Raw genomic sequence first — 12,586 nt, 5'->3', positions numbered from 1 at the left:
GGAATTCTGGGAATACTTAAAAAAGCGACTGAGAGAGCTAAAACTCAACCAGCCGCAAGAGAGTCGTCCCATTTGCATCTTCAGGACAAAAGCCAACTGCTTGCGTGTTTGTTGTTCTGGGCCGATAATGGTAGTTTACTCGGATGGGGTCTGGTATCGACAAGCAAAGAAAGGAAGTCATTGAGCGGATCATCCAAGAAAACTTAATCGGCATAATGATGGTGGAAGAATACGCATTTTTAAGCCATCATGACGCCAAAAACTTCCCCGGTTTAACGTGAACCTCTGAATAGAGGCAAAACATCCGAAGGATATTGTATGGCAGTAAGCAAATGAAAGCGCGGGTTAGTCTTGAGCTAGGGTCATCTTGAGCCAAAACTTAACTTGTGAAGCAGAAGGATTATGATTTAATCAGCGTTTTTTAGCCCGCACCTTTCAAAGCGATATATAATAGCGCATTATAATTACTACTGCTCTACGTATCCTTACTAGACTTCTGCTTGAGCTACTAAATCTCTTGAAAGTGCTCTCCACTTCTAAGACTCCGAGATAGCAAAAGCAAGTTCGGTGGGAAAAAAGACAACATCTCAATAATCCACCAAAGAGGATAACTATTCAAGACCTTGATGGATCGAAGCGCAACAAGTGCCACTGCTATGAAAGAGCCCAGCATGAAAGATCACAAACGACTTCTATTGATTGACGATGACCCTAACCTCATCTTGCTGGTGAAGGATTACTTGGAATTCCGGGGCTATGAAGTCATCACGGCGGAAAATGGACGAGAAGCTCTGGAAATTCTAGAACATGACGTTCCAGACATGATCATCTGCGACGTGATGATGCCGGAAATGGACGGATACACTTTTGTGGAACAGGTCCGGCAAAACGAACGTACTAGTTGGATTCCCGTTCTTTTCCTTTCAGCTAAGGGGCAAAGCGCAGACCGAGTTAAAGGTCTAAATAAAGGTGCTGACGTTTATATGGTCAAGCCTTTTGAACCAGAAGAACTCGTAGCGCAAGTAGAATCTTCGCTGAAGCAAACTATCCGTTGGAAAGAACACCAAGCAAAGGGAGGAGAAAACGGTTCTCGCATCCAGGTTCCTTTCGATGTGCAATTAACCCCAACCGAACTGAAAGTAGTACAGTTTGTAGCTAGAGGTTTAGCTAACCGGGAAATTGCTGAAGAATTAAATGTCAGTCAACGTACTGTTGAAAGCCATGTGTCCAATATGTTGGGCAAGACCAATCTCCACAACCGCACTGAACTAGCGCGGTGGGCGATTGAAAATCAAATGGCTTAAACACAGCACTGATTTGCTAGTGCCTTGCTTGAACGAACTTGAAGTAACTGACGTTGCTGAGTGCTGAGTTAAGATGCCATAACTCAAAACTACTCTTGATCACTCATCTTCTTCTCTCGCCTTAAGCCTGGAAGCCGATAAATTATGAGTTGTGAAGCGAAGCATGGAACTCCATAATTCATACTTCATAATTCATAATTTATAAGATAGTCCTTGCACATAATTCTGGCAACTGTAGAATCTCGGACAAATTCCCCCAGACATACAAGTCACTGGGAAAAATACCAGTATTACTTGTAAAATCTGATAGTGTTTTCTACTGATTCCCAAACGAGCAGGTCACCCTTAACCGCTAAGGTTATCAGACTGTTAAAATGGGAATTTTATTTTTCTCTGCTCAAAGTAATTAAAAAAAATAAATATTTTGATGAATAGTGTTTTTTTTATGCATAAAAAGGGCGTTGGCACTTAAGCAACTAGTGCTACTGGGATTTCAATGGCAAATTATGCCCCATAGCCAAGTTCAGATTTGAATTGAATCTTACCAAAACGTTTCTCAATAATTTGATAGCTAATTGCTAATCTTAATCCTGTTCCTTGGTTGATAAGTTTAGTGGTTTAAAAAGAGTTGCGGATTAATCCCCGCTCTGTTACCTTTGATGATGATTCCGACTGTCTCAAACTCAGTTATTTCTGTTTGAATCACAAGCTAAAAGTAAATCCTTAATTTTTACAAACAGGTATTTAAAGTTTTCAAACTCGCCAACATCAAAAGATTCTACTTGATTGGCAAAATTAATTTTATTTGCACCTATTTCAAAAACTTCACTTCCACCAGGAAGATGGTCACCATAGATATGATTCTTTTTTAGTAAATCATCTGAAAAGTAGTGTTCAATAGCTAAATATCTATGGAATGTATTTTTTTGACTGACAAATATTGAACGTGAATCTGGAACAGGTAACAAAATACCCCAAGCATTTCTTGAAAGATGTTTTCTGATATCTTTGGATATATCATGCTTTTCAAAGCACGATTTATTCAAGCCACTAAACTGTTCATTACCTTTTATATCGTTGTCAAATAAACCAATAATTGGCTTTGATGATATCGCTGCCAGAAATTATAAAGTTCTTCTGACGCTTTCAGCACCTCCTTCTCTTCTCTGTTCATCAGCTTGAATACCTGAAAATATCCCCTCTCCGCAAGCAAAGAGGGGTTTAATAGTTTATGAGTGAAGTTTTAGCCGTAGGTTGGGGAGCCACTCACGTGTGGGGGTTCCAAGAGTTGAGTGAAGTGGCGTTTGAGGAACGAAACCCAACACCAACAAGTTTAATTTTAATAAACAATACTTGATACAATTTCTCTAAAATTGCCATGTATGACAATATTTGTAAATTCATTGCCGAAAACTTCAAGGATGATTTAGCAACTTGGTTACTAGGTTCACCAATTAAATTAACAGAACTAAGTCCTACAGAATTATCAAACGAACCAATTAGAGCCGATTCATTAATATTATTACAATCGGATGAATTAGTTCTACATACCGAATTTCAAACCGACACTGACGAAGATATGCCTTTTCGGATGTTAGATTATCGAGTCAGGGTTTATCGACGCTTTCCTAACAAAAAAATGCGTCAAATAGTCATCTATTTGAGAAAAACAGGGTCAGAATTAGTCAATAAAAACAATCTTAGATTAGAGAAAACTTACCATGAGTTTGATGTCATCCGCTTGTGGGAACAACCGACAGACAAATTTCTGACTGTTCCCGGTTTATTACCCTTCGCTGTGCTAACTCAGACAAATGAGCCTACAATGGTATTAACCCAAGTAGCGCAAGCAGTTGAAGCAGTTACTGATCAACAGCTACAAAGAAATATAGCTGCTGCGAGTGGCATTCTAGCAGGTCTGGTGTTAAAGAAAGATGTAATTAGCAAGATTTTAAGGAGTGAGATTATGCGCGAATCAGTCATTTATCAACAAATCTTAGAAGAAGGCGAAGCTAAAGGTAAAGCCGAAGGTAAAGCCGAAGGTAAAGCCGAAGGTAAAGCCGAAGGTAAAGTCGAAACAACAAGAAAATTGGCTTTAAATTTGTTGCGAATTGGTATGAGTTTAGAGCAAATTGCTCAAGTTACTGAATTATCTATTGAGCAAGTTCAAGTCTTACAAAATGAGATTCAACAATCTTGATTTTAACGAAAGGAGTAGGACTTAACGGACAGAAAACAGCAAAGATGGGGTATAGTTTCAGTCATTAGAAGTCGGAATTCGTGCGTTAGGGAACGCACGCTACGTAGGATGCGTAAAGAGACGCATCTAAAAAGCATGAAAAGAAGCTAAAACTCGGCGTTTTGCGGCGTGCGGGGGAAGGGGATGACATCGCGGATATTCGCCATTCCTGTGATAAATTGCACAAGTCTTTCAAAACCCAAACCAAAACCAGCATGGGGAACGGTACCATAACGGCGCAAATCTAAATACCACCATAAATCTTCTGGTTTCATCCCTTGGGCTAAAACCCGTTTTTCTAATACATCTAGCCGTTCTTCCCGTTGGGAACCGCCGATGATTTCGCCAATTTTTGGTGCGAGTATATCCATTGCGCGGACTGTTTTTTCGTCGTCACTCAAACGCATATAAAAAGCTTTTATTTGCGCTGGGTAATCTGTGACGATGACTGGCTTTTTAAACAGTTGTTCTGCTAAATAGCGTTCGTGTTCTGATTGTAAATCTAAGCCCCAGCTAACAGGATATTCAAACTTGAAATCGGCTTGTTCTAAAAGTTTGATTGCATCTGTGTAGGTTAGACGCTCAAATTGATTATTAATAATATTTTCGGCTGTAGCTAACACGGTATTATCAATGCGTTGATTGAAAAATTCCATGTCTTCTGGGCAAGTTTCTAAGACATATTTAAAGATGTGCTTGAGAAACTCTTCAGCTAAATCCATATCGCCTTCTAGGTCACAAAATGCCATTTCTGGCTCGACCATCCAAAATTCTGCCAAGTGGCGGGAAGTGTTGGAGTTTTCTGCACGGAAGGTAGGGCCAAAGGTGTAGACGTTGGTAAACGCCATCGCCATAATTTCTGCTTCTAGTTGACCGCTAACTGTTAGATATGTAGGTTTACTAAAAAAGTCTTGGCTGTAGTCAATTTCTTGATTTTCTGTGCGGGGTACATTCTTTAAATTTAAACTGGTAACACTAAATAATTCTCCCGCGCCTTCACAGTCGCTAGCGGTGATTATGGGTGTGTGTACCCACAAAAAGCCTCGTTGTTGGAAAAATTGGTGAATGGCTGCGGAACAGGCATTTCTGACGCGGAAAACGGCACCAAAGGAGTTGGTACGCGATCGCAAATGTCCCACGGTTCGCAGAAACTCAAAGGAATGACGTTTTTTTTGTAGGGGGTAAGTTTCGGGATCAGCGTCACCGTAGACTTTCAGCGTCTGGGCTTTTAATTCAATCCGCTGTCCTTTACCTAAAGATGCTACCAGCACCCCTGTCACCTCGACTGAAGCACCAGTGTTCAGCTGTTTGATGATGGCTTCGTAGTCTGGTAAATCCTGATTGATCACGACTTGCAAATTAGCTAGGGATGAACCGTCGTTGAGTTCAATAAAAGCAAACCCTTTCAACTCCCGTTTTGTCCGTACCCAGCCTTGAACCATCAGCGACTCATCAGGTTGACCACTTCGCAATATTTCTGCAATCCGTCGATTTACCATATTTACCCAGTACAGGACTTTAATATCCAGCCTATAATAACGCCCAATCCACCAAAGCGGACGATTTGCCAGAAGGGTTTCTTGAAGCTACCCCAAGAAAATAACTGGCTTTCTAAATTTATTTCTAGCACTTGCAACTGCTGTTGAATGTGCTTTAACTCCGCTTTGATTTCTGGCGTCTGGTACTTATGTTGCTGCAATTGGTGACGCTGTTGTTGCCATTCTGCCTTTTGCAGGCGATCGCGTTGCACTTGAGCATAGCGTTCTTTCAATGCTACAAGCGATCGCTCTACTTCATCCAGTTCTGCTTCAAAATCTGGTTCTGGATTTTCAAGGTGCGGTTGCGTTTCTTTAGGCGGCTTCATTGACAAGTAGTAAACTAAGACTAATAGTCATTTGTCATTTGTCATTTGTCATTTGTCAAGATTTTGACTTTGAACTCAGCAAGGAACGACTAAGTATGCCGCCTCACACCAGTCAATTGAATGAATTAAGCAATTTAGAATTAGCTCAAACCCTGATGGAACGGCTAACCATTTCCCCTAATGATTGGCATCGCCTCAAATCTAACCGCAATTCCCGTGCCAGTGAACAAGTAGCAGCAGCCCTAGTATTTCTGCTCAAAGATCAGCCACAAGAAGCGATCGCTAGATTAGAACAGGCTGTTGGTTGGCTCGATCGCTCGATTTCCGCCCCTCCCTGTCCGTCTCATGGCGAGCATAAGCGATAGTTAAAGGGGGGAGAGGAGAAAAACTCCCGCCTTCCCTTGTTCACCGCCGCAGAGATAGCCGGGGGCGAGTTTCTAGTTGCTTACAAAGCCTTAATTCTGTACCTTTGCGGTTCCACTCTACTTGATCGAAAATTTGATGGAGAAGACATAGACCACGTCCGCTTTCTGCCTCATCTGGTGGTAGATCGTGTGTGGGATCGCTATCCCCATCTGATGAGGGCGCAAACCCACTGCCTTGGTCGGAGATGATCCACCAATACTGATTATCTATTAAGGAAAAACGCACTACTACTAGTTTACTAGGGTCAAGATTATTGCCATGTTTTGCTGCATTAACTAAGGCTTCTTGAAGCCCTAGCCGTAGTTCTGATTGTAATTTGGCGGGAATCTCTGCCAATAGCAAATCTAAGATTGGACAAAGATAGAGAGTTGAGGCAAAACTAATTGTGCCCCAATTGCGTCCAACTGGACGGAGGGAAATGGTAATCACAAGAGAAACCCCATAGCTTTCAGTTAGCTAGACATCAGTTTGCTGTCACAGGCACCCTGATAAAAATTGAGGTGGTCATGCTGCCTTCAAACTTGCGTCTTTAAAACTAAATTTTGAAAATGCTAGGGAGCATTGACTCTGTCTATAAATTTGGATTGCTTGGATATAAACATGCTATGAGAAACCTGCTAATGCAGTCAGCGCCCTAATATGAAGGAGGAATTGGAAAGAGCATTAGTATACTCTGTTATTCGCCGATTTTTAATTTAGACAACTTAATGCATATTTTTAAGAAGTCCATGCAACTTCAATTTTTTTAAACAAAATGAATTTCTATGTTAGATTAATTTAATTTTAGCATTATTGGTATGCACTCTTCCTACAAATTTACAATTTGAGTGTTTCTCAAGAATTAAGCCCCCTTGTGGTTCGGTGATAGCGCCAGAAAGGCAGCAGCTTCGACATGGGACGTTTGGGGAAAAAAATCAGCGGGTTGTACCCGTGTAATAGCGTACAGTCCCTCTCCACAAAGGATTTTGAGGTCACGGGCAAGGGTGGCTACTTTACAACTGACGTAAACTATCTGAGATGGTTTCAATTTTCGTAAAGTTTCAATTACAGCGCGATCGCATCCCTTGCGTGGCGGATCAAGTAATACCACATCTGGTATAATGCCCAGATTTGGGAGAATTTTCTCCACAGCCCCGACTTGGAATGTCACATTTTCAATGCCATTATGTTGAGCATTGAGAATTGCCTGTTCCACCGCTGCTGGTTGTACTTCCAAACCCGTAGCATGACGTACTTGTTTAGCCAGAGGCAAAGTTAAAGTGCCAATGCCGCAGTAGGCATCGACTAGCACCTCATGCCCTTGAAGATTCAGTTGTGACTGAATTACTTGCAATAGTGCCTCTGTCGTTTCTGTAGAAACCTGGAAAAATGTATCTGGGCGGACAAGAAATTCCAGGTGAGCGAATTTTTCCCGCAGTCCGGGAACTCCAGCAACGCAACGAGTTTCGCTGCCAAAAATGGCATTTGTGCGATCGCCATTCCGATTCAGTGAAACTCCCACCAAATGGGGATAGCGTTTTAACCACTCAATTGCTACGGCTTCAATCCCCGGTAAATTCCAGTCCTTGACCACTAACGTCAGCAAAATTTCACCTGTACCCCGGCCAATGCGTAAACCGAGATGGCGAATTTGCCCTTGGTGACGTCGTTCGTCGTAAATTGACCAACCTTGCCGTTGGATATCCTGCTTAACTTCGGCAAGTATGGGATTTAAGCGAGCATCTTGTACTGGGCATTGATTCAAGTTAATTAATTGGTGACTACTTTTTTGGTAGTAACCAGCTTGTACCTGACCCGTAGCGGAGATGCCAAAAGGATAGGTAGCTTTATTTCGATAGCCCAGCGGTGAAGCAGCCACCAGCACTAGATCTACTGGCGGTTGAACAAAACCACCAATGCGTTCCAAAGCTTGGATCACTTGATTACGCTTGGCTATTAGCTGGTACTGATAATCAATATGCTGCCACTGGCAACCACCACATTTATCAGCCACAATACAACCGGGTCGGATACGATGAGGGGATGGTTGCAATATTTGCTGGAGCGTGCTGTTGGCATATTGCGGTTTGACATTTACCAGTCGGACAATAACGCGATCGCCTGGTACCGTATCCGGGACAAATACTACGCGATTCTCAAAGCGACCCACTCCATCACCAGTGTCACTCAAATCAGAAATCGCCACTTCGATTAATTCACCCTGTCGCCAAACTATATTAGTCATTGGTCATTGGTCATTGGTTATTGGTCATTACCCCATCTTCTCATCACCCCAAACAGGTAAATTCAATACCTGGTAACTTATTGCTCTTCACTTGTGTACCTCAGACTCGTTAAACTAACAAATAATATTTCGCGTGATTGCAATAAATTATGACTGTCATTAGCCAAGTTATTCTCAAAGCTGACGATGAACTCCGTTATCCCAGCAGTGGCGAACTCAAGAATATCAAAGACTTCTTGGAAACAGGTGTACAGCGGACACGGATTGCTGCTAGCCTCGCTGAGAACGAAAAAAAGATCGTTCAGGAAGCAACCAAGCAGCTTTGGCAGAAGCGTCCTGACTTTATCTCGCCAGGTGGCAATGCTTACGGAGAGCGTCAACGTTCTCTATGCATCCGTGATTTTGGCTGGTACTTACGCCTGATTACCTACGGCGTGCTTGCTGGTGACAAAGAACCAATTGAAAAAATTGGTTTGATCGGCGTGCGGGAAATGTACAACTCACTTGGTGTTCCTGTACCGGGAATGGTAGAAGCAATCAATTCCCTGAAAAAAGCCTCCCTTGATTTACTGAGCGCAGAAGATGCTACCCAAGCAGCACCTTACTTTGATTACATCATTCAAGCGATGTCTTAATCCAAAGTGTGTGCTACCAATAAGCGTGGACTAACAGTCTACTAAACTGAGTGCCAGTCATCAGCACTCGCTCCCGATAAAATTTCTAATTTGATCATACCTTCCCCACATTTGGTAATGGCTGTGGCAAAACCTCTGTCAGGCTATTAACCAGTTGTGGGGAAATTTTATTTGCCAGTCAGTGGTGAGTAAAACTGAAAAACATAGTAAAAAGCCAACAGTCTTGTAAAAGGCTGTCAGCGATAAGTGTGTTCCCTATTAATGACTCGGCTAGAGTTCAGTTAGTTATAATTATGCCAATTTGCCGATTGTTAGGAGACGATCTCAATCATAAATACTTGTGATTGTCGTCACTTAAGGGTTACAGGCAGACTATATTTACATAACGTAATTTATCTATATATATAAATACATATATCTGAGCGAATCAGGAACTATAGCTTTGATGTCGAGGTCATTTTTTTCGTCAGTACCAACACATCAGACGGAAAATGGCGCTTAATTTTGTCAACTCAATAACTGAGACAATTCTGTTGGCAACCTCTTTGCTTGCCGTGATCCCACCACAGAACCAAGTTCCCGATAGCAACGGCGTTATAGTGGCACACACTAAGATTTTGGCTAGTTATCAATCAAAAACGCCTAGACCGTCTACCAAAAAGGCCACAATTTCTGTTGAAGGGGAAAAAATCCCCATCGCCCTGAGACTCTACCAATACAGCGATTTATTAACTACTTACTTCCCCGAAAAAGATTTTATTGCTGAAGCAAGCAGTTCTGGGGAAGGGCAATCAGTCAGGTTTTTTGCCAATTTTGGCGGAAAACAACAGAAGAATGCCTATGTCCACTTTGCCTTTCTTAATGGTTTAAAAAACTTAGGACAGGTGAAAAGCTTTGTAAATGGCAAAAATGGTCTGATTGCGTCTAATGGATGGCGGGTTGTGAACCGGACTCGAAATCTCCCCTACAGCTGGGCAAAAGAAAAGATCGTTTTCCGTGGCAGTAAAAATCTCGTCGGTGCTGTGTACATTGGAGAACAGAAGGGCAAAGCTTTTTATGTGATCACCCATTTTCCTGGGGAATACGGTGACGGATTTCCGCCAAGGGCAGATTTGATTTTAAGGAATCTGCAAGTTGGTGGGGGATAAAGGGTTTGCGTTTTAGGGCGTAGGTGTAGCCATTGAATATCTCGCTTTTTTATGGCTTTAGTCGCACAAATGCGATCGCTTTCAATAGAAACTAAACAAAATAGTAGATTTTTCACAAATCAATTATCTGCCGAACCATAACTGCGTCTACAGCGCTGGTAAATCGATAAAATAATCCTCTGTCCCCTTGGTGCATTATTTCCATGACCGCCACCGCAAAAAATCCATTTTCTCCCCAAGAAATCGCCGCCGAAGGTCTCAAGCCAGAAGAATATACAGAAATTGTTCGACGGTTAGGGCGTCATCCCAACAAAGCTGAACTGGGAATGTTTGGGGTAATGTGGTCAGAACATTGCTGTTATAAAAATTCCCGACCTTTACTCAAACAGTTTCCCACAACAGGGCCCCGCATTCTCGTGGGTCCTGGTGAAAATGCCGGTGTTGTCGACTTAGGCGACGGACTACAACTAGCCTTTAAGATTGAATCCCACAACCATCCCTCAGCTGTCGAACCTTTCCAAGGTGCAGCCACAGGCGTAGGCGGAATTTTGAGAGATATCTTTACAATGGGTGCGCGTCCCATTGCCCTCTTAAACTCACTGCGCTTTGGTTCCCTAGAAGATGCCAAAACTCAACGGCTGTTTAGCGGTGTCGTGGCTGGCATCAGTCATTATGGTAACTGCGTTGGGGTGCCCACCGTTGGCGGTGAAGTTTATTTTGACCCTGCTTACTCCGGTAATCCCCTAGTGAACGTTATGGCCTTGGGATTGATGGAAACGCCTGAAATAGTCAAATCTGGGGCTTCTGGTCTAGGTAACCCGGTGCTATATGTTGGTTCCACCACCGGACGCGATGGCATGGGAGGGGCAAGTTTTGCCAGTGCAGAACTGAGTGATGCATCAATAGATAATCGTCCCGCTGTGCAAGTGGGTGACCCATTTTTAGAAAAGTCGTTAATTGAAGCTTGTCTAGAAGCTTTTAAGACTGGGGCTGTTGTCGCCGCCCAAGATATGGGGGCCGCTGGTATTACCTGTTCAACCTCAGAAATGGCTGCTAAAGGCGGTGTGGGTATTGAACTGGATTTAGATAAAATTCCAGTGCGGGAAACGGGGATGGTTCCCTATGAATACCTGCTTTCGGAATCTCAAGAAAGAATGTTGTTTGTAGCCCACAAGGGAAGAGAACAAGAGTTAATCGACATTTTCCACCGTTGGGGACTGCAAGCTGTTGTTGCTGGTACTGTGATTGCTGAACCTATCGTGAGAATTCTTTTTCAAGGTGGAGTCGCGGCGGAAATTCCTGCTGATGCTTTGGCAGAGAATACGCCGCTGTACCATCGGGAGTTATTAGCCGAAGCACCAGAATATGCCCAAAAAGCTTGGCAATGGACGGCTGATTCTTTGCCAAATTGCACGGCTGCGGGTATTGAAATTGGGGGAAGTTGGCAAAGTTGGAATGATATTTTATTAACTTTGCTAGATACGCCCACTATTGCTTCTAAAAGCTGGGTATATCGCCAGTATGACCATCAGGTGCAGAATAATACCGTAATCCTACCAGGGGGCGCAGATGCGGCTGTGGTGCGCTTACGTCCCCTTGAAGGAATTCAAAATTCAAAATTCAAAATTCAAAATTCAATATCTGGGGTGGCGGCGACGGTAGATTGTAATCCTCGCTATGTTTATCTTGACCCCTACGAGGGCGCTAAGGCAGTGGTGGCAGAAGCAGCCCGCAATCTTAGCTGTGTGGGTGCTGAACCTCTGGCGGTGACGGATAACTTGAATTTTGGTTCTCCCGAAAAACCGATTGGTTACTGGCAATTAGCTGAAGCTTGTCGCGGTTTGAGTGAAGGTTGTCTCGAATTGGCAACGCCAGTCACTGGGGGGAATGTCTCTCTGTACAATGAAACTCTTGATGGACAAGGCAATCCCCAACCAATTTATCCGACTCCTGTTGTGGGGATGGTGGGGTTAATTCCTGATTTAAGCAAAATTTGTGGACAAGGTTGGCAAGGGGTAGGCGATGTAATTTATCTGTTGGGATTGCCGATCGCCAAATCATATCCAAATCTAAAATCTAAAATTGAATTGGGAGCATCAGAATATTTAGCCACTATCCACGGGATTGTTGCGGGTAAACCGCCACGGGTGGATTTTGACTTAGAACGTCGGGTGCAAAAAGTCTGCCGTGAGGGTATTCGTGCTGGGTGGGTACGTTCAGCCCATGATAGCGCTGAGGGGGGAGTGGCTGTTGCTTTAGCCGAATCTTGCCTTTCTGGCAACTTAGGCGCCGTGATCAATTTAGAAATTTCCGCCAACCAGTCACAACGCTTTGATGAACTGCTTTTTGGCGAAGGTGGGGGGCGAATTTTAGTTTCTGTAGCGTCAGCACAACAAGAAATTTGGGAATCCTACTTACAGGAACATCTGGGGACAGAGTGGCATCAACTGGGTACAGTGACTGATGCAAAGGCAGGTATGGCGATTTTTACCGCTGATAACCAAACCTTAATCAAGGTTAGCATCGAAGATATGAGCGATCGCTATTCCCATGCGATCGCTAGACGTCTAGCCATCCACACCACTACCCCTCAGTCCTGAGTTCAGAGTCCTTCCGAACTGAGTCGAGTCTAAATACTCAGTTCGGAATAAATCGGCATTATTCGCATCACCGAGCATAAATACAGTACTGTTTTAATAGGTAGTTAAAGTTTTGTTAAGAATACTGCAACTACCCATCGACATAG

The 12,586-nt window shown here is 43.2% G+C and carries 13 protein-coding genes; 8 read left to right on the top strand and 5 right to left on the bottom strand.

The features are described from left to right. Nucleotides 1-143 precede the first annotated feature (143 nt). Complete coding sequence (locus CYLST_RS35670) at nt 144-281, top strand: hypothetical protein (RefSeq protein ID WP_245587454.1); 138 nt, start codon at nt 144-146, stop codon at nt 279-281. A gap of 345 nt (nt 282-626) precedes the next feature. Beyond that, a complete protein-coding gene (locus tag CYLST_RS01090; protein ID WP_010997804.1) occupies nt 627-1,304 on the top strand; it encodes a response regulator transcription factor in 678 nt (225 codons plus the stop codon). A gap of 683 nt (nt 1,305-1,987) precedes the next feature. On the opposite strand, the gene CYLST_RS01085 is transcribed toward CYLST_RS01090, so the two are convergent. Continuing rightward, nucleotides 1,988-2,350 carry a hypothetical protein gene (locus CYLST_RS01085; RefSeq protein WP_157162505.1) on the bottom strand — a complete coding sequence of 121 codons (363 nt, stop codon included), beginning with the start codon at nt 2,348-2,350 and terminating at the stop codon, nt 1,988-1,990. 185 nt (nt 2,351-2,535) lie between these two features. Between CYLST_RS01085 and CYLST_RS36310 the strand changes: the two genes are divergently transcribed. Then, complete coding sequence (locus CYLST_RS36310; protein ID WP_015205861.1) at nt 2,536-2,661, top strand: hypothetical protein; 126 nt, start codon at nt 2,536-2,538, stop codon at nt 2,659-2,661. Between the two features lie 21 nt (nt 2,662-2,682). After that, a complete protein-coding gene (locus CYLST_RS01080; RefSeq protein WP_015205860.1) occupies nt 2,683-3,504 on the top strand; it encodes an Rpn family recombination-promoting nuclease/putative transposase in 822 nt (273 codons plus the stop codon). Nucleotides 3,505-3,650: 146 nt separating this feature from the next. Here CYLST_RS01080 and asnS read toward each other — a convergent pair whose 3' ends face one another. Both asnS and CYLST_RS01070 read right to left on the bottom strand, forming a co-directional pair. After that, nucleotides 3,651-5,042, bottom strand: a complete 1,392-nt coding sequence (gene asnS, locus CYLST_RS01075; RefSeq protein ID WP_015205859.1) for an asparagine--tRNA ligase — start codon at nt 5,040-5,042, stop codon at nt 3,651-3,653. A 2-nt stretch (nt 5,043-5,044) separates the two neighbouring features. Continuing rightward, nucleotides 5,045-5,407: a sll0565 family protein gene (locus tag CYLST_RS01070; RefSeq protein WP_015205858.1), complete on the bottom strand. Its 363-nt coding sequence runs from the start codon at nt 5,405-5,407 to the stop codon at nt 5,045-5,047. A 95-nt stretch (nt 5,408-5,502) separates the two neighbouring features. On the opposite strand from CYLST_RS01070, the gene CYLST_RS01065 reads away from it, so the two are divergent. Beyond that, nucleotides 5,503-5,772 (top strand): DUF6439 family protein, encoded by a 270-nt coding sequence (locus CYLST_RS01065; protein WP_015205857.1) that lies wholly within the window; start codon nt 5,503-5,505, stop codon nt 5,770-5,772. Between the two features lie 40 nt (nt 5,773-5,812). On the opposite strand, the gene CYLST_RS01060 is transcribed toward CYLST_RS01065, so the two are convergent. Then, on the bottom strand, nt 5,813-6,262 hold the full coding sequence (locus CYLST_RS01060; protein ID WP_015205856.1) for an ATP-binding protein: 450 nt from the start codon (nt 6,260-6,262) through the stop codon (nt 5,813-5,815). 412 nt (nt 6,263-6,674) lie between these two features. Then, nucleotides 6,675-8,057: a 23S rRNA (uracil(1939)-C(5))-methyltransferase RlmD gene (rlmD, locus tag CYLST_RS01055; protein WP_015205855.1), complete on the bottom strand. Its 1,383-nt coding sequence runs from the start codon at nt 8,055-8,057 to the stop codon at nt 6,675-6,677. A 149-nt stretch (nt 8,058-8,206) separates the two neighbouring features. Between rlmD and CYLST_RS01050 the strand changes: the two genes are divergently transcribed. The 3 genes from CYLST_RS01050 to purL all read left to right on the top strand — a co-directional run bounded on the left by CYLST_RS01050 (nt 8,207) and on the right by purL (nt 12,440). Further along, entirely contained in the window at nt 8,207-8,692 is a 486-nt protein-coding gene (locus CYLST_RS01050; protein ID WP_015205854.1) for an allophycocyanin subunit alpha-B, read from the top strand. 491 nt (nt 8,693-9,183) lie between these two features. Then, nucleotides 9,184-9,840 (top strand): hypothetical protein, encoded by a 657-nt coding sequence (locus CYLST_RS01045; protein ID WP_015205853.1) that lies wholly within the window; start codon nt 9,184-9,186, stop codon nt 9,838-9,840. Between the two features lie 203 nt (nt 9,841-10,043). Then, nucleotides 10,044-12,440, top strand: a complete 2,397-nt coding sequence (gene purL, locus CYLST_RS01040) for a phosphoribosylformylglycinamidine synthase subunit PurL (RefSeq protein WP_015205852.1) — start codon at nt 10,044-10,046, stop codon at nt 12,438-12,440. The last annotated feature ends 146 nt before the right edge of the window (nt 12,441-12,586 follow it).

The sequence above is a fragment of the Cylindrospermum stagnale PCC 7417 genome (assembly GCF_000317535.1).
Classification (GTDB): Bacteria; Cyanobacteriota; Cyanobacteriia; order Cyanobacteriales; family Nostocaceae; genus Cylindrospermum; species Cylindrospermum stagnale.
This window is presented reverse-complemented; position numbering and strand designations above follow the sequence as displayed.